Origin of the sequence: Streptomyces sp. NPDC004134, assembly GCF_042874195.1 — a bacterium.
Lineage (GTDB): Bacteria > Actinomycetota > Actinomycetes > Streptomycetales > Streptomycetaceae > Streptomyces.
Window position 1 is genome coordinate 20,975 of record NZ_JBIAMS010000006.1, and the last position, 25,432, is coordinate 46,406.

General features: G+C 75.0%; 26 protein-coding genes. 1 reads left to right on the forward strand and 25 read right to left on the reverse strand.

What is annotated here, in order from left to right; all coding sequences use genetic code 11:
• Positions 1-48 precede the first annotated feature (48 nt).
• From ACFYVJ_RS10385 to ACFYVJ_RS10395, 3 genes are read right to left on the reverse strand one after another with little or no spacing between them, the layout of a single operon-like run.
• On the reverse strand, positions 49-987 hold the full coding sequence (locus ACFYVJ_RS10385; RefSeq protein WP_388888653.1) for a MauE/DoxX family redox-associated membrane protein: 939 nt from the start codon (positions 985-987) through the stop codon (positions 49-51).
• Between the two features lie 31 nt (positions 988-1,018).
• A complete protein-coding gene (locus tag ACFYVJ_RS10390; RefSeq protein WP_388888656.1) occupies positions 1,019-1,636 on the reverse strand; it encodes a cell wall protein in 618 nt (205 codons plus the stop codon).
• Between the two features lie 13 nt (positions 1,637-1,649).
• Complete coding sequence (locus ACFYVJ_RS10395) at positions 1,650-2,075, reverse strand: hypothetical protein (RefSeq protein ID WP_347577311.1); 426 nt, start codon at positions 2,073-2,075, stop codon at positions 1,650-1,652.
• A 394-nt stretch (positions 2,076-2,469) separates the two neighbouring features.
• Between ACFYVJ_RS10395 and ACFYVJ_RS10400 the strand changes: the two genes are divergently transcribed.
• On the forward strand, positions 2,470-3,003 hold the full coding sequence (locus ACFYVJ_RS10400; RefSeq protein WP_388888658.1) for a TerD family protein: 534 nt from the start codon (positions 2,470-2,472) through the stop codon (positions 3,001-3,003).
• Between the two features lie 70 nt (positions 3,004-3,073).
• On the opposite strand, the gene ACFYVJ_RS10405 is transcribed toward ACFYVJ_RS10400, so the two are convergent.
• The 22 genes from ACFYVJ_RS10405 to ACFYVJ_RS10510 all read right to left on the reverse strand — a co-directional run bounded on the left by ACFYVJ_RS10405 (position 3,074) and on the right by ACFYVJ_RS10510 (position 25,385).
• Positions 3,074-3,838, reverse strand: a complete 765-nt coding sequence (locus ACFYVJ_RS10405; RefSeq protein ID WP_388888661.1) for an IclR family transcriptional regulator — start codon at positions 3,836-3,838, stop codon at positions 3,074-3,076.
• 43 nt (positions 3,839-3,881) lie between these two features.
• Complete coding sequence (locus tag ACFYVJ_RS10410; RefSeq protein WP_388888664.1) at positions 3,882-4,343, reverse strand: YbhB/YbcL family Raf kinase inhibitor-like protein; 462 nt, start codon at positions 4,341-4,343, stop codon at positions 3,882-3,884.
• Positions 4,334-5,269 carry an alpha/beta fold hydrolase gene (locus ACFYVJ_RS10415; protein WP_388888667.1) on the reverse strand — a complete coding sequence of 312 codons (936 nt, stop codon included), beginning with the start codon at positions 5,267-5,269 and terminating at the stop codon, positions 4,334-4,336. Before ACFYVJ_RS10415 ends, ACFYVJ_RS10410 begins: the two co-directional genes overlap by 10 nt.
• Positions 5,270-5,286: 17 nt before the next feature.
• A complete protein-coding gene (locus tag ACFYVJ_RS10420) occupies positions 5,287-6,219 on the reverse strand; it encodes a 3-hydroxyacyl-CoA dehydrogenase NAD-binding domain-containing protein (protein ID WP_388888670.1) in 933 nt (310 codons plus the stop codon).
• 66 nt (positions 6,220-6,285) lie between these two features.
• A complete protein-coding gene (locus ACFYVJ_RS10425; RefSeq protein ID WP_388888673.1) occupies positions 6,286-7,026 on the reverse strand; it encodes a class II aldolase/adducin family protein in 741 nt (246 codons plus the stop codon).
• 14 nt (positions 7,027-7,040) lie between these two features.
• Positions 7,041-7,649 (reverse strand): amino acid synthesis family protein, encoded by a 609-nt coding sequence (locus ACFYVJ_RS10430; RefSeq protein WP_388888676.1) that lies wholly within the window; start codon positions 7,647-7,649, stop codon positions 7,041-7,043.
• Positions 7,650-7,664: 15 nt separating this feature from the next.
• Entirely contained in the window at positions 7,665-8,813 is a 1,149-nt protein-coding gene (locus tag ACFYVJ_RS10435; protein ID WP_388888679.1) for an FAD-dependent oxidoreductase, read from the reverse strand.
• 52 nt (positions 8,814-8,865) lie between these two features.
• Entirely contained in the window at positions 8,866-9,972 is a 1,107-nt protein-coding gene (locus tag ACFYVJ_RS10440; RefSeq protein WP_388888682.1) for an ABC transporter substrate-binding protein, read from the reverse strand.
• 38 nt (positions 9,973-10,010) lie between these two features.
• Positions 10,011-10,853, reverse strand: coding sequence for an ABC transporter permease (locus tag ACFYVJ_RS10445; RefSeq protein ID WP_388888685.1), 843 nt, complete (start codon positions 10,851-10,853; stop codon positions 10,011-10,013).
• 1 nt (position 10,854) lies between these two features.
• Positions 10,855-11,598 (reverse strand): ABC transporter ATP-binding protein, encoded by a 744-nt coding sequence (locus ACFYVJ_RS10450; protein WP_388888688.1) that lies wholly within the window; start codon positions 11,596-11,598, stop codon positions 10,855-10,857.
• A 281-nt stretch (positions 11,599-11,879) separates the two neighbouring features.
• Entirely contained in the window at positions 11,880-12,758 is an 879-nt protein-coding gene (locus ACFYVJ_RS10455; RefSeq protein WP_388888690.1) for a formyltransferase family protein, read from the reverse strand.
• An 11-nt stretch (positions 12,759-12,769) separates the two neighbouring features.
• Positions 12,770-14,068, reverse strand: a complete 1,299-nt coding sequence (locus tag ACFYVJ_RS10460) for a PIG-L deacetylase family protein (protein ID WP_388888693.1) — start codon at positions 14,066-14,068, stop codon at positions 12,770-12,772.
• A 39-nt stretch (positions 14,069-14,107) separates the two neighbouring features.
• Positions 14,108-15,949, reverse strand: a complete 1,842-nt coding sequence (locus ACFYVJ_RS10465; protein ID WP_388888696.1) for a hypothetical protein — start codon at positions 15,947-15,949, stop codon at positions 14,108-14,110.
• Positions 15,946-17,442: a condensation domain-containing protein gene (locus tag ACFYVJ_RS10470; RefSeq protein WP_388888699.1), complete on the reverse strand. Its 1,497-nt coding sequence runs from the start codon at positions 17,440-17,442 to the stop codon at positions 15,946-15,948. Before ACFYVJ_RS10470 ends, ACFYVJ_RS10465 begins: the two co-directional genes overlap by 4 nt.
• The gene (locus ACFYVJ_RS10475; protein WP_388888701.1) at positions 17,427-18,143 is read right to left on the reverse strand and encodes a 4'-phosphopantetheinyl transferase family protein; all 717 of its coding nucleotides are present in this window, start codon (positions 18,141-18,143) and stop codon (positions 17,427-17,429) included. The genes ACFYVJ_RS10470 and ACFYVJ_RS10475 overlap by 16 nt, the downstream gene beginning before the upstream one ends.
• Positions 18,144-19,502 (reverse strand): MATE family efflux transporter, encoded by a 1,359-nt coding sequence (locus ACFYVJ_RS10480; protein ID WP_388888704.1) that lies wholly within the window; start codon positions 19,500-19,502, stop codon positions 18,144-18,146.
• Positions 19,495-20,712, reverse strand: coding sequence for an acyl-CoA dehydrogenase family protein (locus ACFYVJ_RS10485; RefSeq protein WP_388888707.1), 1,218 nt, complete (start codon positions 20,710-20,712; stop codon positions 19,495-19,497). Before ACFYVJ_RS10485 ends, ACFYVJ_RS10480 begins: the two co-directional genes overlap by 8 nt.
• A complete protein-coding gene (locus tag ACFYVJ_RS10490; protein WP_388888710.1) occupies positions 20,709-21,629 on the reverse strand; it encodes a hypothetical protein in 921 nt (306 codons plus the stop codon). Before ACFYVJ_RS10490 ends, ACFYVJ_RS10485 begins: the two co-directional genes overlap by 4 nt.
• Complete coding sequence (locus ACFYVJ_RS10495; RefSeq protein WP_388888713.1) at positions 21,626-22,387, reverse strand: hypothetical protein; 762 nt, start codon at positions 22,385-22,387, stop codon at positions 21,626-21,628. Before ACFYVJ_RS10495 ends, ACFYVJ_RS10490 begins: the two co-directional genes overlap by 4 nt.
• Before the next feature lie 9 nt (positions 22,388-22,396).
• Positions 22,397-22,678, reverse strand: coding sequence for an acyl carrier protein (locus ACFYVJ_RS10500; RefSeq protein ID WP_326799658.1), 282 nt, complete (start codon positions 22,676-22,678; stop codon positions 22,397-22,399).
• Positions 22,679-22,740: 62 nt separating this feature from the next.
• Positions 22,741-24,012, reverse strand: a complete 1,272-nt coding sequence (locus tag ACFYVJ_RS10505) for an alanine racemase (RefSeq protein WP_388888716.1) — start codon at positions 24,010-24,012, stop codon at positions 22,741-22,743.
• Positions 24,009-25,385, reverse strand: coding sequence for a hypothetical protein (locus ACFYVJ_RS10510; protein WP_388888719.1), 1,377 nt, complete (start codon positions 25,383-25,385; stop codon positions 24,009-24,011). The genes ACFYVJ_RS10505 and ACFYVJ_RS10510 overlap by 4 nt, the downstream gene beginning before the upstream one ends.
• Between the last annotated feature and the right edge of the window lie 47 nt (positions 25,386-25,432).

Consider the following 25,432-nt stretch of genomic DNA (forward strand, 5'->3'; position numbering starts at 1 on the left):
CGGGACGGTGCCCGGAGCCCGGCCCCGTACGGGCTCCGGGCACCGCTCTCAGACGCCTTCGCCGAGCAGCGCGCCGGGGCGCTCCCGGCCGGCGGTGACGTCCACGCGCTCGCCGGTCTCCTCGTCCACGACGCCGACGCGGATCACCGGCGGCCGCGGGCTGTCGAGGCCGGCCTTCGCGTCCATCGCGAAGACCACGGACACCGGCCGGCCGGCGCCCTCGGCGCCGCCTGGACCGGTGTCGTGCAGGCCGGTGTAGCGCAGGAAGCGCCAGCCCTCGTCGTCCCAGTGCTCGCGCAGCCCGGAGCGGACGACGTGGATCACCGTCTGCCACGCCAGCGAGCGTTCCAGCAGCTCGACGGAGCCCTCGACGGGCACCGCCTCGGGGTCGCCGCCGGTGCCCGGCCCGCCGTGCAGCGGGTGCCCGAAGAGCCGCAGCCGCAGCCGGCGCAGCGGCAGCCGGACGGCCCGGTCGGGGTCGCCGAAGAGCAGCCAGGCCAGCGCGGTGCCGGCGGCCAGCAGGCCGAGCGCGGCGCCCGGCCGGTCCCGTAGCTCCGCCCACCAGGGCCCGCCGGCCGGTGCCGGCAGCCCCGCGGCGGCGAGGCCGTCGGCCAGCACGACCGCACCGCCGGCCAGGACGAACCCGGCTCTGGCGAAGGCCCGTACGCCGATGGGCGCCTTGTCCCGCGCGGTGCAGCCGCAGGACGAGTCGGGCGCGGTGGCCCTGGCGTAGCCGAGGTACGCCGCGAAGCCCGCGCCCGCGAGCGCCGCGAGCGCCCCGGTGACCAGCGGCACCGGCAGCGCCACCAGCGCGAGCGCGACGAGCAGTTCCGCCGCCCCGACCGCGCGCAGCGCGACCGTGGCGCGCGGCAGCCCGCCGAGCTTGCGCTCCAGCACGGTGCCCGACGCCTGCACGGGGGTGTTGCGTCCGAACAGCTTGGTGCTCCCGCTCCAGCCGAGCACGCCGCCGACCAGCAGTGCGATCATGCTGCCTCCGTCCTCGAAGTGGCCGCGGCGGTCAGTGCCCGACCGTGATCCTGGCGATGTCGACCGCCCCGTCCTTCGGCCGCCAGGCGCCGAGCACCAGCGCGTGCTGGCCCATCCGCACGCCCGACAGGTCGTCGGTGAGCGCGGCGCCCGCGTACGAGGCCGTGGAGCGGCCGGGGACGATGCGGCCGATCAGCTCGCCGCCGTGGTAGCCGAGCGCGAGCCGGTCCTTGCCGATGCCGCGGACGGTGACGTCGAGGTTGACGATGTTCACCCAGACCGCGTCGGCGGCGATGGTGCCGTCGGGCATCTCCAGGCCGCGGGCGTAGAGGCCGTCGCCGGTCTCGACGTCCGCCGCGGTGGTGGGGTGGAGCTTCCAGACGCTCGTGGCGTTGGTGAGCTGGATGCGGTGCCGTTCGCCGTAGGAGCCCTTGACGTGCAGCAGGGTGCCGCCGTCGATGCCGGTGATCAGGCCCTCGGCGAACGAGGTGGCGGCGACCGCCGGGTCCAGCGGCGGGGTGGGCGCCGCGAACGCGGCGTCGGGGTCCACCGCGCCGAGCGCCGTGGCGCCGACCACGGTGGCACCGCCGAGTGCGCTGGCGGACAGGAAGCGCCGCCGGTCGAACGTCGAGCCCGTTGCGTCGTTCATGGCCGCGCCTCCTTCACTCGTAGATCCAGACACCGGTCTTGCCGGAGCTGAGGCTGGCGATCTGGGAGTACGCCGCGGGCGTCAGGTCCAGGATGCGGTTGGTGCGGCAGACGCCGTTGCAGCAGGACGCCTCGCCGCAGAAGCTCTTGGTCCGCGGGCCGCAGTCGGTGATCGTGATGCAGACCGCCGCCTTGGAGCACTCCTGGACGACGCGCATGACGGCGCCGCAGCCGCGCCGCGGGATGCCGCCCTCGCCGCACAGGTCGGGCCGGGTGATGTCCCAGCAGGCCGCGGAGGCGTTCGGCCAGGCGCCGTGGTTCGAGGCGGAGCGGCAGTTGCCGCAGGCGCCGCCGCCGGCGGAGCCGCAGGGGCCCCAGGCGGCGCCGCAGCAGAACCAGGTGGCCTCGCCGCGCCAGAGGTAGTTCGTACTGCAAGCCATGTGTTCGAGCTCCCTTCAGATTGGCCCGTACATGACAGTCCGAAGTGCCATGTGGGGGTGGCGTACGGGTACCGAGAGCCCGCCGGTCGGACATGGGTGGCGGACGGCCCGAGCGTGACGCGCCGCACACGCTCCGTCAATCCGGCGCCGCGGCGCCAGTGGACAGGTCCTCTGGTGTAACCGCCGCGCAAGGCGCTCCGCACCGCCCCGGGCGCACCGCCCTTACGGCCCCGGCGCCCCCGTACGGCGCGGGCCGCTCCCGCCCCCGCGTGCCGCCCCGCGCTCCCCGCGCGCCGCTCCCCCGCGCGGTGGGACGTGACACGATAGGGCAACCGGCGGACCGCGCCGGGCAGTTGTGCCAGGAGCACGCAGGAGTACGGGAGAGGGGAGCCCGGTGACCGGTCTCAACAGGGGTGTCGGCAAGGTGGAGATCGCGCTGAAGTGGGACCCCAGCCCCCTCGGCGCGCCGCCCCACGACCTGGACCTGATCGCGGCGACGTACCGCGCCGACGACCCGCGGGGCGAGCCGGCCTACCTGGTCCACTTCGACAGCCGCTCCCCCGACGGCACGATCACCCTGCAGCGGCAGAGCCAGACCGGCCAGGGCTTCGGCGCCGACGAGGTGATGACGCTGGAGTTCGCGCGGATCGCCCCCGCGTACGGGCGCGTGGTCGTCGGCGTCGCGATCCAGCAGGGCTCCGGCCGGCGGACGTTCGGCGAGGTGGCGAACACCGGCGTGCAGGTCCGCGAGGGCTACGCCGACCTGGCCGCCGACGACTTCGCCGGAGTGGCGGGCGCGACCGCGGCCACCGTCGCGGAGTTCGTCCGCGAGGCCCCCGGCACCTGGCGGTTCCGCCCGGTGGTGCAGGGCTTCGACACCGACCCCGCGTCCTTCTCCGCCCTCATGGGGACCGTGGCCGGGAGCTGACGGCCGGCGGCCGCCCCGGGGGATGCCGCCGCGCCACGCGAGGCCGGCGGCGACACCCCCGGGGCGGCCGCTAGCGCCGCCAGGTGCCGAGCGAGTCGGACAGCTCCGCCGCGGCGGCCACGACGCGCTCCGTGATGTGCCCGGCACGCTCGTCGTCGATGCGGAAGTGCGGGCCCGCGACCGTGACCGCGGCGACGACCTTCTCGCCCACCCCGATCGGCGCGGCCACCGCCCACACGCCCTCGTCGACCTCCGCCTCGCTCTTGGACCACCCCTGCGCGGCCACGGCCTGCACCTCGGCCAGCACCCCGTCCCGCTCGGCGGCCGGCGGCGCGGGGCGCAGCCGGTCGAAGTAGCGCTGGGCCCACGCCTCGCCCATCGCGGCGAGCAGCACCTTGGGCCCGGCACCGCGATGCAGGCTCATGATCTGCCCCGGCTCGAACGAGAGCCGGATCGTGTGCTCGGGCTGGCTCATCTCCACGCAGGTCGCGAAGTCGCCCACGCGCCGGATGACCAGCGCCGCCTCGCCGGTGTCCTTCGACAGCCGCTCGACGAGCGGGCGGAGCACCTTGGAGACGGGGAACGCCTGCTCCGCGCTGCGGGCCAGCAGGAAGATCCGCGGCGAGAGCACGTACGTGCCGCCGCCGTTGTCCTCCACCATGTCCATCTCGCGCAGCAGCGAGACGAACCGGTACGCGGAGGGCACCGAGATGCCGACGGAGTGCGCGATCTCCTCCACGCTCAGCTCCGGCCCCTTCTCCGTGAAGAGGAGAAGGATCTTCAGCACCCTCCTGGCGCTGTCCACGCCGGGGGTCCGCTCCCGCCCTTCAGACACGATGCGCTCGCCCTTCTGTGCTCGTGGTGTGGCCCCGGGTGCGTCAGGCCGAGTACGTGCCGACGAGCCGGTTCTGCTCGATGACGCGATCGCCGTACGCGCTGAGGAACTCCTCGCGCGTCGGCTCGCCCGCGACCGGGGTGTCGAGGGCGTACACCCAGAAATAGTAGTGATGGGTGCCGTGCCCCGGCGGCGGTTGGGGTCCCGTATACGCCTTGTCGCCAAGGGAGTTGGGGCCTTCCCGCACCGTGCCCGCGGGACCCGGGACGGCCACCGCCGGCGCGGCCGGGTCGATGCCGTAGACCACCCAGTGGGTGAAGCCGTGCGGCAGCGGCGCGTCCGGGTCGTGGACGATCAGCGCGAGTTCCGCCGTGCCGGCGGGCACTCCGGTGATCTCGACCTCGGGGGCGGCGTTGCCGTGGTCCCCGGCGTGCCGGTCCGGGATCCGCTCGCCGGGGGCGACGCCACGGACGGCGACGGCGAGGTCCTCGATGTTCAGGGGCATGGGTCCGAATTCCTCTCGGTGGCGGGACGCGGGCGGGGTCGGCCCGTCGTCCGGTCGAGCATGCGGACGATCTCGTCCGCGACGGTGCGCGGGTCCTCCTCGGGCACGTAGTGGTCGAGCCCGGGGAGTTCGACGGCGCGGAAGTCCGGGCGCAGCGCCCGGGTGGCGGCGAAGGCGCGCGGGGAGACGATCGCGCTGTGCTCGCCGCGCAGCAGGGTGACGGGGACGCCGACGGCCCGGGTCTCGGCGGCGAAGTCGCGGCGCAGCCCGTCGACGGTGCGGACCATGGCCGCGGGGTCGGCGAGCGGGCGCAGCGCCTGGCCGGTGCCGGCCCGGGCGTAGCCGTAGCGGCGCCGGCGGCGTACCGCGCCGGGGGGCAGCAGGGGGTAGCGCTCCTGCAGGTACGTCTCGACGTCCGTGCCGGAGGCGAAGGTGCGGTCGCCGCCGCGCACCCGGGTCTCCAGGGCGTCGAGCACGGCGGGTTCGACGTACGGGGTGTAGTCGACGGCGACGACGCCTGCGACCACGTCGGGGTGCGCGGCGGCGAGCACGACGGCGTTGCGGGCGCCGAGCGAGTGCCCGGCGACGACCACGGGGCCGATCCCCAGCGCCCGGACCAGGGCGAGTACGTCGGCGGTGTACGCGGCGGCGCCGTAGCCGGCGGCGGGCCTGCCGCTGCGGCCGTGGCCGCGCTGGTCGACGGCAACGGTACGTACCGTCCCGCCCAGGTGCTCGACCACCGGGTCCCAGACGCCGAGGCTGGCGGTCGTGCCGTGCAGCAGCACGACCGCCGGCCCGGCGCCCGCGTCGCGTACGCACAACTCGACCTCACCGGCGGCCACGAACGTCAGGCCCTGCGGCGCGTCAGGGTGCGCGGCGGGGGTGGCGTTCGGTGCCGGGTCGGCCGGCTGGGGTGCGCGGTTCACGGTCGGCTCCCGTCCGCTCAGACCGGCTTGATCGCGGAGAGCGCCTTGCGGACGCTCACCAGTCCGTCGACGATGTCGGCGCGCTTGGCGGCGACTTCGCCCTCGCCGTACTCGTACAGGCCGCCGCCCGTCTTCATGCCGAGCCTGCCCTCCGCGGTCAGCTCGGTGACCAGGGAGGAGACGCCGGTCTCGGTGGACAGGTCGCGGTTCAGATAGGAGCCGACGGCCTGGTAGATGTCCAGGCCCGCCATGTCGACCAGCCGCATCGGGCCGATGACGGCGAGCTTGTAGCCGACGCCCCACTTCACGACGGTGTCCAGGTCGCGCTGGGAGACCACGCCCTCCTCGACGAGGGCCATGCACTCGCGCAGCACGGCGTACAGCACCCGGTTCTCGACGAATCCCGGCACCTCCTTCTCGACCACGGCCTCGTAGCCGAACGACTCGACGATGCCGACGAGGCGGTCCTCGACGGCGGCGCCGGTGCGTGCGCCCCTGACGATCTCGATCATCGGGATCAGGTGCGGCGGGTTGGACCAGTGCATGCCGATCAGGCGCTCGGGGTGGGCCATGTCCACCGCCATGTCGGAGATCGGGATGCCGGAGGTGTTGGTCGCGATGATCGCGTCGTCCCGCACCGCGGCCTCGACCTGGGCGAGCACGGTCTTCTTCAGCTCCAGTTGCTCCGGCACCGCCTCGATGACGAGGTCGGCGCCGGCCAGCGCCTTGGCCTGGTCACGCTCGAACGTGACGGAGCCGCCGGGGGTGACCGGCACGTCGAGGCGGTCGAGGTGCGCGACGACGCCGGCGCAGGTCCCCTCCGCCCGCGCCAGGGCCTCCTCACTGACGTCGAAGAGCCGTACGTCGGACCCGTAGCGGGCGAGCAGCGCGGCGATGCCGGGCCCCATGCTCCCCGAGCCGAGGACGGCGCTGGTGGTGGGAATGCTCACGATGGTTCCTTTCGTGCCGTGCCGCGGCGGCCGCGTCGGCCGCGCGGGCGGGCTCAGCGGACCGGCTCAGCGGGCGGCTTCGAGCCGGTCGAGCTTGCGGTTGAAGTACATCCAGTAGTTCTCACGGGCGCGTTCGGGATAGATGCGGCGGTTCTTCTCGACGCTCTCGGCCGCGTCCGGCGGGTCGTACGGCAGGCCGGAGCCGGCCAGGGCGAGCTGGAACGCGGCGGCCTTCTCCAGGAAGATCCCGGCGAGCGTCGCGTCGCGGACGTTGCGGCCGGTGAAGGAGGCGCCGTGGTTGGCCTGGAGTACGGCGTCGGCCTCGCCGAGCACGCGGGCGAGGTCCCGGCCCAGCTCCTGGGTGGTGATGATGTGGCTGGTGGCGTCGAAGCGCGGGACGCCGTGCTCGGCGAACCACGCGCCGTGGTTGTTCACCGGCTCGATCCGCGCCCGGCCGGCGCCGAAGACGGTGGCGTGGAACGGGTGCGAGTGGCCGACGACGTTGACGTCGGGCCGGGCGAGCATGATCTCGGCGTGCAGCGGCCATTCGAGGTGGCGCAGCCCCTGGCCTTCGAGGACGGTGCCGTCGAAGTCGATGAGGATGTAGTCGCCGGCCTGCACCTCCTCCATGCCGAGGTTGCCGCGCTTGAGCCACAGCCCGCGGCCGTGCGGGTCGCGGTAGGACAGATGGCCCATGGACATGTCGCCGTGGCCCTCCATCTCCAGGATCCGGTGGGCCCTGGCGAGGTTGTCGAGCACGTTGGCGACGGAGTCGTCCTGGGAGTACAGCGCATCGCTGGTCTGCATCGGGTTGCTCCTTCTCACCGGGCCCGGCCGGCCGCGGTCCGCTCGCGCGCCTCGGCGGCGGTCAGGCCGCCGACACGCTCGTGGACCCGGCCGCCGCTGGCGACGGCCACGCAGACGAACAGCTCGTCGGGGCGCGGCACGTCGGGCACGGAGACGGTGACGGCGTCGTAGTGGGAACGGACGTACACCTCGTCCTTGTACGCCAGCGGGATGTCGAGGGAGGCGCCGGCGGCGGCGGTCTTGGTCGCCGAGGAGATCCACGCCTCGCCGCCGCCGATCGCCTCGCGCAGCGCGTTGCCGAAGACGGTGGTGACGCAGGCGACGACGTGCTCCTGCTCGCCCGCGAGACCGGCGAGACCGCCCTTGCCGTAGCTCTCCACGGGCGCGCCGAGGAGGGCCGCGGCCCGCAGGCCGAGCGCCGTCCCCAGCGCGGCGCTCGGCGCGGTGAGCGCGGACAGGTCGTCGGCGTACCGGCCGGCGAACGGGTTCCCGACGACGACGCCGCACACCGCCTTGCGCAGCGGCACGGCGGCGGCGGGGCCGTTCTCGTGCAGCGTCTCCTCGACCAGGCCGACCCAGCGCCGTACCTGGTAGTCCTTGGTCACCTGCTCCTCGGGGCTCATCGGGGGCATCTCCTCTCAGGGGCTGACGGACAGCGCGTGGCGGTTGGGGTTGGTCGGGTCGTAGAGGGCGGTTTCGAGGTTCTCCAGCGTGAACTGGTTGCCCTCGGACATCGCGCGGGTGGCGGCGAAGTCGGCGGAGCGGCGCTGGCAGCGGTCGGTGAACGGCCGCTCCAGCTCCTCCCACGCGGCCAGCGCCGCGTCGAGTTCGCCGTCGGCGGCCTCGGTGGCGGCGACCGCCAGGGTGTAGGCGTTGGCCATCGCGCAGCCGGCGCCCTGCGCGAGGGCGGGCGGCATGGCGTGGGCGGCGTCGCCGACGAGGGCGACGGCGCCGCGGCGCCATTCGGCGACGGCGGTGGTCTCGTAGCCGTAGTAGCGGGGGTCCGCGGCGGTGGCCGCGGCCCGCAGGACGGGGGTCAGTTCGGGGTAGGCGGACGTCCACAGGTCCAGGTCGATGGGGGTGCGGCTGCCCTGTTCGTCGGCCCGGGGCGCGCCGAGGGCCAGGTACAGCTCGCGGTCGTTGCAGGGCACGTAGAGCACCCGCAGGTAGCGGGGTTCGAGGTTCCAGAAGTCGATGACGTTGTCCCACTCGCCGGGGCCGAGTTCGGCCTTGTGGCGCGGCACGAGGAACCGGGTGATGCCGTCGCGGGACTTCCAGCGCTCCTGCTCGAAGCCTATGGAGTCGCGGACCTTCGACTTCACCCCGTCGGCGCCGACGACGAGGTCGGCGTAGAGCGTCTCGCCGGAGGCGAGGGTGACCCGGCCGCGCGGGTCCGCGGCGACCACCTCGGAGCCGGTGCGGATCTCCACGCCGGCCGCGAGGGCGGCCTCCAGCAGGCACTTGTGCAGGTAGGGCCGGGTCATGGTGCGCCAGGGCAGGCCGCCGAAGTCCTCGTGTGACACGCTGGCGTGCTGGAAGCGGGTCTCGTAGTACGGGGGCGTCATCGAGTCGGCCATCACCGCCTCGTACGCGCCGATGGCCTTCAGCACCTTGAGGCTGTTGTGCCACAGGACGATGCCCGCCCCCTGCTCGCGCAGCTCCGCCCCCTTCTCGTGCACCCGCACCGACCACCCGCGCCGGGCGAGCGCCGCGGCGGCGGTCAGCCCCGCGAACCCGGCGCCTGACACCTCCGCGTGGCGCTTCCGCCTGTCAACCGTGGTTTCCATAGCTCCGCTCTCACTCGTCGTGCCGGCCGCCCGGGGGCGGCCGGCCGCGCCTTCAGTTGCCGGCGTCGTTCCCGGCACCGGATCCGGCGCCGGCCTTCGCGGCCTTCTCGACGAACTTCTCCTGGTGGACGTCCGCGACGCTGGGCGTGCCGCCCTTGAGCACGTCCTGGTCGGCGAGGGCGTCGATGGTCGCCTGCCACGCCTGCTTGTCCATGGCGCCCAGGCCGTGCTTCTCGGTGACGGCGCTGGTGAAGGTGTGGTCGATGTCCGCCTGGATCTGCCGCTCGAACAGGTCGGCCTTGTCGCGGGTCTCCGGGGAGGACTCGGCGAGGATCTGGGCCGTCTTGTCGGGGTGCTTCATCACGTAGCCGAACGCCTTGATGTAGGCGTTGGTGAAGCGCTGCACCAGATCGGGGTCGTTCTTGACCATGTCGTCGCTGGTGAACAGGCCGGAGCCGTAGGCTTCGTAGCCGTGCTCGGAGCCGAGCAGGACGTCGAGGGAGCCCTCGCCGCCGGCGGCGTCCTCCAGTTGCGGCACCTCGGCGTCGATGTAGCAGGGGACGGTGTCGACCTTGCCCTGGATCAGGTAGTTCTCGTACGGCGGGGTGACGCTGACCTCCTTGAGGTCCCCGCGGTCCAGGCCGTTGTCCGCGAGCAGCGCCTGATAGAAGAGGAAGGTGGAGCCGGCGGCGTGGATGCCGACCGTCATGCCCTTCAGGTCGTCGATCGACGTCAGCTTGTTCTTGTCCTTCACCGTGCACATCGCCAGCGGCGAGGTCTGGTTGACCGCCGCCAGGGTGGTGACGGGCACCTCCTGGGAGCGCGCGGTGACGAGCGACGGCAGGTCGGCGAAGCCGAAGTCGGCGCCGCCGGTGCCGACGATACGCAGCGCGTCGGGCGAGCCGGTGCCGGTCTTGATGCCGTCGACGTCGATGCCCTCGTCCTCGAAGTAGCCGAGTTTGTCGGCGACGTAGAACATGCCGTGGTTGCCGCGGAGTTGGTAGTCGAGCTGGACGCTTACCTTGTCGAGTCCGCCGTCGGCGGAGTCGCTTCCCGAGTCGCCGCCGCAGGCGGCGAGAAGGAGTGCGGCGGCCGTCGCGCCCGCGATACCGGCGACGGTTTTCCTGCTCTTCCTGATTTTCTTTCCGGAGGGGAACATGATGGGCTCCTAGTGCAGGAGAGAATGCAAAGCCGGATTCAACGGGTGGTGTCGGCCGTGATGTGCGGGAATCGCTTGCGGAGCAGGAACTCCAGCAGCGACATCCCGTAATAGAGGATCAGGCCGAGCAGGGACACGAGGGTCAGGGCCGCAAACATGAGCGGGGTGTCCAGTTGCGTCGAGGCGAACTGGATGAGGTAGCCGAGGCCGTTCTGGGCGCCGGAGAACTCCGCCACCACCGCGCCGATGACGGCGAGGGTGATCGCGATGCGCATGCCGGCGAAGAGGTACGGCAGCGAGGTGGGGATCTGGATCCGGGTGAGGATCTGGTTCCTGGACGAGCCCACGGATCGCATGAGCAGCAGCAGGTCCTGGTCGATGGCCTTGAGGCCGACGATCGTGTTCAGGGTGATCGGGAAGAACGTGATCACCACGATGAGCAGCAGCTTCGGCGCGAGGCCGTAGCCGAACCAGAGGATGAAGATCGGCGCCAGGGCGACCTTGGGGACGACCTGGAAGAGCACGATCAGCGGATAGAGCGCGCGCTCCAGCCAGCCGAAGCGGACGATCAGCACGGCGAGCAGCACGCCGATGGCGAAGCTGAGCAGGAAGCCGTACAGGATCTCCTGGGTGGTGACCCAGGCGGCGTCCCCCAGCATGTCGCGCGAGCGCCACATCTCGCCGAGGAACTCGCTCGGCTTGGCCAGTTCGAAGCTGGAGATGCCGAAGACCTCGACGGCCAGCTCCCAGAGCAGGAAGGCGGCGACGAACACGGCGAGGCTGGGCCACGCCCGCCGGATCCAGGCGCGCACCGCGCCGCCGGCCCCGCCGGCGGGACGGCGCCCGGCCGGCTTCTTCACGTCGTCCTGTGCGAGCACCATGTCAGACCGTCGCTTTCGGTTCCAGGTGGCCGCGCAGCCGCGCCGAGTACTCGGTGAACACGGGGTCGTCGAGCACCTCGCGGGTGCGGGGCCGGGGCAGGGCGACGTCGAGCGTCTCCAGGAAGCGCCCCCGGTCCAGGCCCATCACGTGCACGGTGTCGGAGAGGAAGACCGCCTCGGAGATGGAGTGGGTGACGAAGACGACGGTCTTGCCGGTCGTCGCCCAGATCTCGGCGAGCTTCAGGTTCATCTCGTCCCTGGTGATGGCGTCCAGCGCGCCGAACGGCTCGTCCATCAGCAGGATGGCCGGGTCCATGGCCAGCGCGCGGGCGATGGACACGCGCTGCGCCATGCCGCCGGACAGCTCGTGCGGCAGCTTGTCCTCCGCCGCGGCGAGGCCGACCAGCTCCAGCGCCCGGCGCGCCGCGGGGGCGGCCTCCGCGGCGCGCTCGCCCGCGGCGATCTGCCGCAGCATGCTCGCGTTCTGCAGCGCGGACTTCCAGGGCAGCAGCGCGGGCCGCTGCGGTACGAGGCCGATCACGCGGTCCTTGACCGCGTCGGCGGCCGGCTGCCCGCCGATCCGCACGGTCCCCGCCGTGGGTTCGAGAATGCCGCCCAGAATTTTCAGCAGCGTGCTCTTGCCGCAGCCGGAAGGGCCGAGCAGCGTGACAAAGCTGCCGGGGGTGATGTCGAGGTCCAGGTTCTCCAGAACCGTCTGTTCCTGCTCGCGCCGAGCAAAACTCATCGCGATACCCTGCGCTGAAATCCCCATGGATTCCATGGAAAGCTCCTCCCCGCGCATCAGAGCGACACCGGAGTTGGCCGATCGGGTTATCACTGTCTAAGAATGTGTTATCAGGAACGTTAGGCACGTCACCCTGAGACCGTCAAGGGATGCGACACGGGTTTCCCCCGCACCGCCCAGCGGGGGACACACGAAGGGGCGGCCGGAGCCCGGTGGTCGACCGGACTCCGACCGCCCCTTCGGTGCGGAAGGCCGCGCGCCTGCGCGGGTGGATCAGGTGGTCACGGCAGATCGCGGACCAGTTCGAGTACCCCGTCGCGGCAGCCGAAGCGGACGCGCGTCGCGGTCACCTCCGCGCGCGGCGCGCTGGCCGGAGCGGCCTCGCCCGTGAGCAAACGGGCCGCGCGCACCGGGTAGTCGGTGCCGCCCACGGAGACGAAGGCGCGGGGGTACGGGCCGAGAAGGGCGCGTACCAGGGCGTCGGCCTCGGCGGCGGACATCGCGTGGTCGAGCCGCCCGTCCGCCGGGCGCCGCCTGGGCCACCGCGTCGCCGTCGCACCGTCCTGGGCCTCGCCCCGCACCCGGCGCTCCGCGAGCGCGGGTGCCAGTTCGAGACCGGCGGTGAAGTGCGTCTGCGCCATCCGGTCGAACAGCGACGACGCCGTCTCCCTGGCCCGTACCTCCAGGTCGTACTGCGCGATCAACGGTCCCGTGTCCGCCCCCTGTTCGAGGAAGAACACCGAAAGCGCCGTGCTGCGCAGCCCCTTGATGACCGTCCACGGGATCGGCGCCTGCCCGCGGCCCAGCGGGAGCTTCGTGGGGTGCATGCCGATGCCGCCGTACGGGGCGATGCCCACCACCTCCGGGGGCACCAGCCGCGACCAGCCGACGACCAGCAGGTAGTCCGGCTCGCACGCCCGTATCACCGGTGCCAGCTCGCGCAGCGTGCCGTCCTTCGCCGCGGCGAACTCCGCGCCGTGTTCCCGGGCGAGACCGGCGACCGTGGCGTAGCCGGCGGTGCCGGCCGCCCGCTCCTCGGGCAGCCCGACCATCAGCGGCACCTCGATCCGCCCGTCGAGGTAGGCGGACGAGGCGAACACGCCCTCGTACGCGCGCCGGCCGAAGGTGTGGCCGGTGATCAGGGCCAGTCGTGCGGTCATCGTCGGGCTCCTCACAGGGGTGGCGTGCCGTGGCCGTGCCGTGCCTCGACGAGCGTCAGCCCGCCGGTCACCGGGTCCACCGCGTAGGCGACGTGCGCGACGGGTTCCCGGTCGAAGACATCGAGCAGCCCGGGGCAGCGGCCGGGATCGGCGAGCAGCCCGAGGCCCGCCCTGGTGGCCGGCTCCGTGGCACCGCCGGTGAGCACGGCGTACGCGCCGCGCCGGAACGGGCTCTCGACGCGGGCGACGCAGCCGAGATGGCGGCGGGCGCCGCCGCGCAGCAGGCGGCCGGTGCGCAGGTCGCGCAGCCCGCCGCCGGCCCCGTCGGCTTCCGCCGCCCACGCGAGCCGCCCGGACGCGCGCAGCCGGGCGGCGATCCGGTTGTCCTCGGGGCCGCAGGTGGTGACGACGCTGCCGGCCGCGGCGACGGTCAGCGCCTCGTCGGTGTCGGCCAACTGCTCGCGCAGCGGGTACGGCGGCGGCCAGCAGTCGATGAACGCCCGGCGCAAACCGTCCTGCGCGGCGTGCCGGTGCACCAGGGCGTCCCGGTCCCGGAGGTCCGGGACGCCGTAGAGCAGCGTGACCGTGTCGTCGGCGACCACCGGCTGCCAGAAGCGGTGGAACGCCGAGTCACTGAGCCCCACCGTCCGGCGGAGCGCGTCGGGCGTGCCGTACTGCACGGCGACCTCGAAGCCTTCCGCCCGGCCCAGACGGGCCGACTGCCCCAGCTTCTCCTCGTACTTCGCCAGCTCCAGCCGCCCGATCCGGCGTGCCTGCGAGCCGTAGCAGGCCAGCGCGCGGCTCTTCGCGCGCAGCCGGTCGGGGGTGAGGCGGACGAAGACGCGCGGCGAGAAGCGGTCGCTCTCGGCGGAGATGTGGATGGAGAAGTGCAGGTACGCGGTGTCGCGGAAGGCGGCGTGCGCGATCCGGCCGGTCTCGGCGTGGTCGTTGTGGCTGTCCGCCTGGGTGTGCGTGACGACCAGGTCGGGGCGGATGCCGTGGCGCCGCACGAGCTGCCGCACCCGGCCGACGGAGGGCCCGTCGGCCCGCAGCAGGCCGTCGGGGAAGCCCGCGAAGTGCACGTCCCCGGGCGCGACGCCGAGCGCCCCGGCGGCCCGTACCGCCTCGCGGCGGCGCTGCGGGCCGTGTGCGCCCTCGTCGGTGAGGATCAGGAACGCCACCCGGTGGCCGAGTTCGTGCGCCTTGGCGACGAGTCCGCCCGCGCCCAGTTCGATGTCGTCGGGGTGGGCCCCGACGGCCAGCATCCGCAGCCGGCCGCCGTGGGCCGGCTTCCTCGGGGATTCGGTCAAGGCCGCACCACCTTCTGTCCGTTCGTCGTGCTGGTCGGGCTACAGCGCGATCTCGCGTACGTGGCGCAGCCGCAGCCGCGCGTACGCGCCGTCGGCCGCGGACAGCTCCGGGTCGTCGTGCGGCCAGAGCCGGCGCGGGGTGCCGCCGGCCGGACGGCAGGCCGCGGGCAGGGTGACGACGGCGCCGTCTCCGGCCGCGAACCGGCGCTCGGCGTCGTCGACCGCCGCGGTCAGCGCGGCGCCGCGCAGCCCGGCGGCGCGCAGCCGCGCCACGGTGGCGGCGCGGGTCTCGACGGTGCCCTTCCAGCCGCCGTCGAGGAGCGCGGCGAGGCCGGCGAGCGGGCGGGGTTCGAGGCGTTCGCAGGCGTGGACCACGAGGGTGGAGTCGCCGGCCGCCTCGCTCAGGTGCTCGCCGAGCCAGCGCACCGGCAGGTCGCGGGTGGGCAGCGCCGGATCGGCGCCGGGGTGCTCCGGGCAGGGCACGACCCTGAGCCGCACGTCGGGCAGTTCCGCGGGCGCGGGGGTGAGCAGGAGGCGCGCCTCGCGGCGCGCCATCCGCTCCACGGCGGGGTGGTGCGGGGGGCCGGCCGCGGGGCCGGCAGGGGCGGGCGCGACCGGCGCGCTCCCGTACGCAGCGGGCGTGCCCTGGGGCGGGACCGGCTCGGACTCGTCCGCCGCGGCCGTGTCCTCCCTTGCCGCGGGGCCCTCTTCGTACGGCACCGGTACGCCCGCTCCGTACGCCACCGGACGCTCCCCCGTCTGCCTCGCCTCCCCCGCCTCCCTCGCCGCCCGGCCCGCGGCGACCGCGCGCGCCGCCCACTCCGCCGCCGCCGCGCAGCCCTCTTCTCCCAGCTCCGCCAGGTCGCCGGGGCGCAGCCCCGCCGTGATCCAGCTCCGCAGCGCCGCCGCGCGGGCGTCCTCGCGGACGCGGCGGTGCTCCGCCCGCTCGTCGCCGCCCGCCGGGGTGAGCGCGCCGAGGAGGTAGCCCGCGGCCCACACCTCCCCGGCGGGCTCCGCGGGCAGCGCCCGGGGCGCGGGTCCGGCCGCGCGGGCGGCGGCGGCGATCGTCTCGTGCGCCACGCCGAGCAGGGCCGACCAGGGGCGCCACGGCCAGGTGAACGGCTGCTCCGCCGCCTCCTGTTCGCCGCTGCGCCGGATCCGTACGTGGCAGCGGGACCCGGCGAGTTCGACGGCGTAGCCGAGGCCGCCGTGGCGCGCGGGGTCGGTCAGCTCCGGGCCGTCCCAGTGGGCGGTGGCGACGGGCCCGGCCGCGCGGGCGACGGCGAGCCGGATGCCGTGGTGGTCGTTGCCCGCGACGGAGGGCCCGGTGCCGTGGTCGAGCACGTGCGGCACCGGCGCCACCACGGGGATGCCGCGCTCGGCACAGAACACCGCGATGTGCTCGTCGTCGTCGCGGGTGTCGTCGGGGAACTCCGCGAGATAGGCGGCGAGTTCGCGGGCGGTGTCCGCGGGCAGCGCCAGGGCCAGCGACGGCACCCACTCCCACGGCGCCAGCCGCACCGCCGCGTAGCCGCCCACGGCCGCCTGCCGCACCCGGTAGGAGTTGTACGGCGACACCCACAGCACGCTCAGCGACACGGCCCGGTCCGGGTGCCGTTCGAGGAGCGCGGTGACGTGTCCGGCGAAGCCGGAGGCGAGGTGGACGTCGTCCTGCACCACCATGTGGTGGGTGGCGCCCGGCGCGACCGCCGCCCAGGCGACCTTCGCGGTGCGCAGCGGGCTGGGGAAGCCGCCGGGCTCGGGGTCCCTGACGATACGGGCGGGCAGCGGCGCGCACCCGGCGGCGACCCGCTCGGCGCCGGCGAGGCGCGAGGGGTGGCACATGACGACGGTGCTGAGCCGGACGGGCGGTCGCGTCATGCGAGGGCCGCCCGGCTCCGGCCCGCGGCACCCGCGTCGGCGGCCGATCCGGCGTGCCGTTCCGCCGCCTCCGCCGCGCTCCCCGCCGCCGCCGCGTCCGCCGGCTCCGTGGCGGCCGCCGCGTCGACGATCAGTGCCTCGAACCCCGTCAGCATCGCCTCCGCGGCCGGCTCGTCGATCAGGCCGGTGTCCACGGTCAGCGACACCGGCATGAAGTGCCTGCTGCTGTAGACGTGCCAGGCCACCGACGTCTCCGACTGCCGGCCGAGCGTCTGCCACTCGATGACCGACTTCTCCGGCCGCACGCCCTCGTGTTCACGCCGGTCCACCGACCGCGCCTCGGTGAGCATGTCGCGCAGGTCGTTGTACCAGCAGGTGCGGTCCGTCGGCCGGCCACGCCGCTCGTCCAGCCCGCGCAGGTCCGCCAGCAGCGCCTGCTTGTCGTAGTACGCGTGGTAGTACGTCTTCATCGCCGCCCGCGCCGCGCGCCGGGCCAGCGCCTCGAACGCCGCGGGCCCCGAGCCGGGTGCGAGCCCCGCGTCCAGCGTGAACAGGCCCTCCAGCGTCACCGTGCTCACCGCCTCCCGCAGCACGGGCTGGAACCGGTTGCTCACCATCACCTGGAACACCGCGCGGTCGTGCCGCGACTGCCGGGCCACCACCGCGGAGGCGGCGGCGAGCAGGACCGCAGAGGAGCCGATCCGCCAGCGCTCGTCGAGCGTCCGCAGCGCCTCCGGAAGGCTCGGCGAGGCGAGCACCGCCTGCCGGAACCGCGGACGTGCGCCCGGCCGGCGGGCGAACAGCCGCTCGGGGGCGTCGCGCAGGGACTCCACCCAGTGCCGCCGGGCCGCCGCGTCGCGCTTGCGGCCCTTCTCCGACGCCTGGAACCCGGCCTCCGCCAGCGGCTGGTGGCCGCGGCTCGCGGCGCGCAGCGCCGCGGGCTCCGCGCCGTGCAGCAACCCGGTCAGCGCCTGGTGCAGCAGGGTCAGGCCCATCGCGTCGGTGGCGACGTGCGCGAGGACGAGCACGGCGCGCACCGCCTTTCCGTCGACGCAGACCAGCGCGGCGCGCACCGGCCACTCGCGGTCGTACGCGAACCGCACGGCGCGCCACCGGCGTTCCACGGCGTCGGCGAGCGCGGCGGCCGCTTCGGTGTCATCGGCGTCGAAGAGGTGCACGCCGAACGTGCCGCCGCCGTCGAGTTCCTGGTGCATCGCGCCGTCGCCGTCCACGTGCACACGGGTACGCAGCGCGTCGTACACGGTGAGCAGCCCGCGTACGGCCTCGGCCGCGCGGCCCGCGGGGACGGCGGGTTCGACGGGCACCAGCACCTTGACGTTGGTGCCGTGGTCGTCGGGCTCGGTGTCGAGCATCGCCCGCCGGATGGCCCACTGGCCCCAGGTCACGGGCCCGCGGCCCGCGGGTGCTCCGGCGATGCCGACGGTGACGACGCGGGCGGTGTGGCCCGCCACCTCGCTCAGTTCGGTACGCACAGGTCCCTCCAGTCACAACTGCGGTAGTCGATGCGGCCGTTCGTCCGGCCGGTGGTGGCGACCGCGGCGGCGTACCCCGGTCCGATCGGGAGGTCGGCGACGGCGTGCCCGGCGCCGCCCACCGGCCGGGGCGTGCCGGGCGCCGCCGGGTCGGCGCCGACGTCGCGGCGCAGGAAGTCGAGCAGCCGCCCGCCGGCGGCCTTGGCCCACGCCTCCTTGCGGGCCAGCAGCAGGCACAGCCGCCGCACCCGGGCGCCGCCCGGGGGCAGCGCGGCGAGCTGGGCCGCCTCGGCGGGGGCGAAGAACCGCCGGGCCAGCGCCAGCGGGTCGCCGTGCGGGTGTTCCGCCTGGAGGTCGACGCCGACGGGCGCGGCGCCGCCGACGGCGACGAGGGCGCGCAGCCCCGAGCGGGACAGGTTCCACTCGCAGCCGCGGCCCGCGCCGGTCAGCGCCGGCTTGCCGTTCGGGCCCGCGGTCCAGCCGATCTCCCCGGGCGGCAGCCGCAGGTGGCCGGCGAGGAGCCGCCGGGCGGCGGCGTGCGAGCGGAGCAGCGCCGCGCGGCGTACGGGGTCGGCCAGCCGTGCGGCGCGGGCCCGTTCGGCGTCGGTGAGCAGCCCCGCGGCGGGGCCCGCCGCACCCGCGTCGCCGGACAGGTCGACGTCCCAGACCCGTACCGCGTCGCCTCCCCCGGCCCCGCCCACCTAGGCCGCCTCCGCGGCGCGGCCGAAGCGCCGCCAGGCGGTGGCGAGCAGCAGCGCGCCGATGACGACGTTGCCGACGGCCAGGGCGACGAAGTACGCCTCCGCGTGGTCCACGGCGCGCGCGAGCAGCCCGCCGCCGACGTTGACGGCGCCGAGGTAGACGATGTCGGAGGCGATGGTGAGGTGCCCGTTGCGTACCTGCTGGAGGCTCATCGTCACCATGTTGAGCAGGCCGAACGCCAGCCAGCTCGGCGCGACGACCGTCAGGTAGTCGTCGGTGAACGCGGCGGTGCCGGCGTCGTCGCTCATCAGCCTGCCGAGCGGCCCGGCCAGCGCGAAGCCGGCGACGGCCAGGACCGCGTACACCATCAGCACGTACCGCACGCCCTCGCGCAGGACGGGCCGCAGCAGGTGGCTCTCGCCCGCGCCGAGGGCCTGGTTCATGGTGATGGCGACGGCCGAGCCGAGCGCGATCGCGGGCGACAGGGACAGCACCTGGACGGCGTGCGCGCCGCCGTAGCCGGCGACGGCGTCGGCACCGAAGTCCGAGAGCACCCACAGCGAGGTGTAGTTCATGCCGGCGATGAAGAGGTACGAGACCGCCACCGGCACGCCGACGGTGACCAGGATCCCCACGGTCTGCCTCAGCGGCTCGGAGGGACCGCCGAGGCGCAGCAGTCCGTTGCGTGCCAGCAGCACCAGCCCCGACATGAGGCCGACCACCGAGGCACCGGCGATGGACGCGGGCACGGCGAAGACGCCCATGTCCGCGTGAAAGCCGAGGAGCCACACCCCGAGCACCTGCATCCCGGCGACGGCGATGGTGATGACCGACGCCGACCGCGCGCTGCCCCAGCCGCGCAGCGTGCCGGCGACCACCGAGGTGAGGACGGCCAGCAGGAACGACGCGGCGACCAGCCGGGCGAAGAGCACGAAGTCGTCGTGCGAGGCGGCGTCGACGTCGAGCGTGCCGGCCATCCGCGGTGCGGCGAGCGCGATGACAGCGGCGGCGACGGCGAAGCAGCCGAGCGCGATGGCCCCGATGCGTACCAGCGGCGGCTGCGAGTCGTCGCCCGCGCCGGCGCCGCGGCGACGGGCGGAGACCACCTGGCTGCTGATCTCGATGCCCTCCTCCAGCGCCAGGAAGAAGAAGGAGACGGGGATGAACAGGGCGCGGATGTAGAGCGCGTCGCCGCCCATGTTGCCGAGCAGCGCCGAGATGGCGAACTGGGCGCCGAGGCCGGTGACGACGCCGAGGCAGATGGGGACGGCCAGGCCGCGGAGCCTGGCGCGCAGGTCGCCGGGCGGGGCGGGGGCGGCGCCCGGGGCCGGGTCGCCGTGCTCCTTGACGTCAGTCATCGAGGATCCTGCCTTTCCGGTGGCCCAGGGCGAGGTTGAGCCGCTGCATGGTGCCGGTGCCCTCCATGAACTCGAAGGCCCGGGCGTCGCGGTGCAGCTTGTCGAGCAGCGGGTGGTCGAGCCGGGCGCCGGGGCCGAGGAGCCCGAGGGCGTACTCGGCGGTCTCCAGGGCGAGTTCGGCGGCCCGGTACTTGGCGGCCGAGGCGACGGTGCCGTCGCCGGGGTCGCGGTCGGCCTGCTCCGCGGCGGCCAGCACCAGCCGCCGGGTGCCGGCCAGCCGGCGGCGCAGCGCGTCCATGGCGTACGACTCGTCGGCGCGCAGCGTGCGGCGGTGGCCGGCGGCGTAGTCCCAGGCGGCCTGGGCGATGCCGAGGGCCATGGCGGCGACGACGGGACGGGCGCGGTTGAAGGTGCGCATCGCGCCGACGATGCCGCGCCGGGTCGCGGACAGGTGCATGCCGAGGATGTCGGAGCGGGCGACGGGCACGCCGTCGAGGCGGATCTCGCCGAGCCCGACGGCGCGCATCCCGGTGGTGGGCAGCGCGGTGGCGGTGAAGCCGGGCCTGGTGGGTTCGACCAGCACGGCGACGACGCCGACGGGGCCGGGCTTGATGCGGGCGAAGACGACGCCGAGGTCGGCGCGGACGGCGTTGCCGATGTACTTCTTGACGCCGCTGAGCCGGTACGCGGCCGGGGTGCCGGCGTCGGCCCCGGTCTCGGTGAGCGCGGTGGTCAGCGCCGTGGCGTCGGAGCCGGCGTGCGGCTCGGTGAGCGCGAAGAACGTCCAGGTGGGGCGGGCGGCGAGGGTGGTGTAGTAGCGCTCCTTCTGGTCGTCGTCGCCCAGTTCCTCGGTGAGCACGCCGGAGAGGGAGGGCCCGGGGGCGGCGACCATCAGCGCGGCGTCGCCCCAGGCGAGGCGCTCGTAGACGACGACGCGCTCGACGCAGGTGTGGAGGTGGCAGGGGCGGCCGTCGACGATGAGCGGGTCGGGGTTGTACGCGGGCGGGAGGCCGAGGAGGACGGGGAAGTAGGCGTCGTGGACGACGGGGTTGAGGGTCCGGGGGTCGGCGCCGGGCTCGTCCATGGCGAGTGCGGTGGCGCGGAACGCCTGCGCGTACTCCTCGACGGCGGCGCAGAGCCGCGCGGGGTCGGGGGGCGGCGGCGGCCGGTGCCCGGCGGGCGGCCGGCTGCGGGCCGGGGTCGTGGTCATGGGCTCACCTCGGTGGCGTGGTGGCGGGGCGAAGGCTCCGGGGCGACGGGATGGACGTCGGCCAGCAGGTCGACGGCGCGGGCGAGCCGCCCGGGCCCGGTGTCGAGATACCCGGCGGCCCCGAGCAGCCGCAGCACGGCACGCTGCGCCCGTACGAGGACTTCGGCCGCGCGGCAGGCGCCGTCGGCGCGGGACGCGGCGAGCGGGTCGGGGTGGCCGGCGGGGGCCCGGGGGCCGGGCGGCTCGAGGGCGTCCGCACGCCCCGCCCGCCCCGACACGGCCGTGCGGCCCGGTGCGGCAGCGGACGCGCCGGAGTCGGTGGTGCGCTGGGCCTGCGCCGTCCCGGGGGCGCCTTCCGCGGCGCCGGGCCCGGACGCCGGCCGGTGGTCAGGTCCGGTCGCGGATGCACCGGGCGGTGCGGCCCCCGCCGTCCCGGGCCCGCCGCCGGCCGGGCCGTCCTCCAGCAGGAGGCGGGCCTCCAGGAGGTCCGCGGCGGCTTCGCCGAGCGCGGTGCGTACGGACGCGATGCCGGCCAGCACCTCGCCGCCGACCCGGCGGCCCGCCAGGTGGTCGGCCGCGGTGCGCAGCAGTTGCTCGGTGAGGCCGAGCCGGATCCACAGCACGCCCGTGGCCCAGGGGCCCGCGGTGCCGTCGCGGTGGCGCGCGTCGCGCCACACGCCGAGGTCGCCGGAGGCGAACTCCAGGGTGGCGACCGGCGCGGCGCCCGGTGCCTCGGCGGCGGCCAGCGGCAGCACGGCGTGCCCGCCGGGGCCCCAGGCGCGGGCGCCGGGGCCGAGTCCCGCGCGGAGTTCGGCGAGGGCGGGCGCCGGGCCCTCGGCCTTGGCGCGGGCGCGGCAGCGCAGCCCGAGCGCGGTGTCGAGCGCCGGTCCCGGGTGCCGGGTGGGTCGTTCGGTCACGTCCGCGCCTCCAGTGCGCTCTGCCGCGGGAAGGGGGTGGTGAGCGGGCCGCCCGCGTCCGGCACCGGCGTGAACCGGGCCCGGCAGTCGTAGCCCAGGGCCTCGTCGCGGTCGGCGACGGCGAGCGCGCCGCACGGGTCGGCGGCGTACCGCAGTGCGGCCTCGTACCACGGCCGCAGCCAGCCGCCCGGGCGCCGGCCGGGACGCCGGGCCGCGGCGGGCAGGCGGCGAACGGTCAGCCCGTCGAGGTACGGCCCGGTGCCGGTGCCGAGCACGAGGACGGCCGCGCCGCTGCCCGGCGGCAGCGCGTACCCGGGTTCGGGCGGCAGCGTCGACTGCTCCATGACGACGATCGCGGCCCGCCGCGCCTCGCCGCCCGCGATCCTGCCGCGCGCGAGGCGCAGGGCGGTGAACGCCCCGGCCGCGCCCTGGTCGTTGACGCCGACGACCTGCGGCCGGCCGCCCAGCAGCTCGGCCAGCAGGCAGCCGGGCAGCACCCGCGCCTGGCAGTCCGGCACGGGGGTGACGGTGAGCAGCAGGTCCACACCGCTGTCCCGGCCGCCGAGCACGCCGGCGGCGGCCGTCACGAGGTCCGGGTACGAGACCCGCTCGCCGTGCTCCAGCCAGGTGCGGTCGGGCAGCGGGCCGTAGACCGTCTCCAGGTCGTCGGCGTACTCCCGCAGGTCCGCGGCCGTGGTGCCGCCGTGTCCCGCCGGCGGCGGGCCGACGGCGGTCAGCCGCTCCAGTGCGACGGGCATCGCCACCGCCTAGCCCGCCGCGCCCGGTCCCGCGGACGCCTCGATGAAGGCGCACACGGCCCCGACCGTCTCCAGGTGCTCGGGCTCCAGGGTCTCGGGGTCGATCTCGATGCCGTGGTCGTCCTCCAGCGTCATGAGCAGTTCGAGGACGCTGGTGGAGTCCAGGCCCAGCTCCTCGAAGAGCTTCGTCTGCGCGGTGGCCTCGCCGAGGTCCTTGCGCAGCACGACCTCCAGCGACTTGATGACTGTGGCCGCAAGGTCGGCCCGGGCCTCGTCGACGTGCGTGGTCATGCTCTGCCTCCTGAGGGGGAACGGTGGTGCGTGCGTGCTTCGTGCGGTGGTCGCGGGCGGGGCTACGGCGCGGTGTCCTGCTGGCGCGCCAGCAGGTCGTCGACGGTGTCGCGGCGCCGTACGAGACGCGCCCGCCCGCCGGCGACCAGCACCTCGGCAGGGTGGCCGTGGCTGAGGAACAGCACGGGCGAGGCGCTCGGCCCGTACGCGCCGGAGCGGGCGACGGCGACGAGGTCGCCGGGGGCGAGGTCCGCGGGCAGGCCGACGGCCTTGCCGAGGGTGTCGTTGGGGGTGCACAGCGGCCCGGTGACGTTCCACGGGACGAGGGGTCCGCCGCCGCCGACGCGGTGCATGGGGAAGTTGCGGCGGAAGGGCGAGCCGATGCCGACGGCCGCCATGTGGTGGTTGGTGCCGCCGTCGCAGACGGCGAAGCGCTCGCCGCGCGACTCCTTGGTGTAGCGGACGCGGGTGAGGTACGTCCCGGCGGGCGCGGCGAGGTAGCGGCCCAGCTCCATCACCAGCCGGGTGTCCGGATGCGCGGCGTGAAAGGCGGCGACGACGGGGTTGAGGCCCGCGGTGAGCTCGCCGGCGTCGATGTCGCTCTCCGCCGCGTGGTACGCCACGCCGAGGCCGCCGCCGACGTCGACCGTGCCGAGCGCGAACCCGAGCCGCCCGGCGAGCCGTTCGGCCAGCTCCAGGATGCGCCGGGTGTTCTCGACGATCGCGGCGGCGGCGAGGATGCGGGTGCCCATGTACGCGTGCACGCCGGTCACCCGGACGTTCCCGTACCGCCGCAGGCCGGCGGGGGCGAGCCCGGCGAGCACCTCCTCGTCGATGCCGAATTGCCGCGGCTTGCCGCCCATGGTCAGCCCGCCGCCCTTCAGCTCGAACGCCGGGTTGACGCGCAACAGCACCTCGGCGGTGGTGCCGCGGTGGCGGGCCTCCTCGTCGATGACGGCCAGTTCGGGCAGCGACTCGGCGATCAGCCGGGCGCCCGCCTTGAGGCAGGCGGCGATCTCGTCGCGGCTCTTGCCGGGGCCGAGGAAGAGCATCTCCGCGCCGGTGGCGCCGGCGCGCTGCGCGGTGGCCAGCTCCGCCAGCGACGAGAGTTCCAGCCCCGCGCCCAGCTCGCGCATGGTGCGGGTGACGGCGAGGTTGGGGTTGGCCTTGAGGGAGTAGAAGAGGCGCAGCGCCGGGTGCAGCCGCTCCCGCAGGCCGGTGTACTGGGCGCGCAGCAGGTCGGCGTCGTAGAGGTAGAGCGGCGTGCCGAACTCGGCGGCCAGGTCGGTGAGCGCGAGGCCCTGGCAGTGGGCCGCGGGCGTGGCGTCGGTCATCGTACGTCTCCGAACTCGGTCAGGCGCGCGGCCACTTCGGCGTCCAGGGCGTCGGCCGCCGCCTGGCCGGGGGCGGTGAGCAGGAAGTAGAAGCGGCCGTCCGCCGGGGCGGCCGGGGACGCTTCCTGGCCGGCGAAGGCCGCGTTGACGGTCGCGTGGTTGTCGGGGAGCGCGCCGCGGCCGGCGGCACGGTCGAAGAGGAGGGGGCCGAGGGCGGCGGCGAGCCGGCCGAACGGGACGGGCGCGGGCAGCCGCACGTCGTACTGCCGGGCGAGGACGACCGCGTCCGCGGGAACGCACTGCTCCTGCAGCCGCGTCTGGTACGTGGACATGTTGTTGCGGGCGTTGATCTCCAGCACGGGCAGCAGCGAGCCGTCGGTCCGTACGAGGGCGTCGACGCCCACGGGGCCGTGGTAGCCGTCGGCGGCGAGCCGCCGGCCGAGGAGTTCCGCGGTCTCCCGCACGACGGCGTGCTGCTCCGGGGTGAGCCGGGCCGGGAAGCGGTGGCCCTGGTGGACGCCGCCCGCGGTCAGCGCCTCCTTGACGAAGTCGAAGCGCACGGAGCCGTCCCGGCCCACGGTGAGGTGGTAGTTGAGGTCGGCGGCCTTGTCGGCCCACACCTCCACGACGACGGCGAGCCGGTCGTCCCCGGTGCGTTCCGCGCGCCGCCGCACCATCCGCACCAGTTGCTCCAGCCGCCGCGCCCGGTCGGCGACGACGATGCCCTTGCCGGAGACGCCGTACGCGTCCTTGACGCCGACGACCGCGCCGTCCGCGATCCGGGCCGCGGCCTTCTCCGCCACGGCCTCGAACTCCGCGACCGACTCGCACTCCCAGCCCTCGGCGAGCGGCACGCCCAGCTCGGCGGTGACCCGGCGGCTGTAGATCTTGCTGTTGACGCGTTTGGCGAGCGCCGCGGCCGGCAGCGCGGCGGCGAGGCCCGCGCGCCGGCACAGCTCCTCCTCGGCGGCGGACATCCCGTGCGGGAGGAGCCGGACGTCGCCGAGCGCGCGTAGCCGGGCGAGCAGGGCGGGAGAGTCCAGTGCCTCCCCGGTGACGGGCACGGCGGGCCCGCACCGGTCGGTGACCTGCACGTGCGGCAGGTCGAGGCCCAGGCCGCGCAGGTAGTCCAGATAGCCGGGGTCGGGCGCGGACTTGAGGATCACGTGGTCGCCCGCGCCGCCGAGCAGCAGCGCGAACTCGTCCATGCGCGCGACGACCGCGGAGGGCGCGTTGTCCCCGACGGCCGGCACGCCGGGCTCGCCGCGCGCCCAGTCGCGTTCGACCTCGATGTTCCCGAGCAGTACGAGCGGTGCGGCCGGGTCGCCGGTGCAGGCGCGCCGGACGCCGCTCATGAAGTCGTCGGCCGTCATGTCGTCCCCCATCTCGTGGCGTTCGTGGCGGTGTCCGTGGCGGGCGG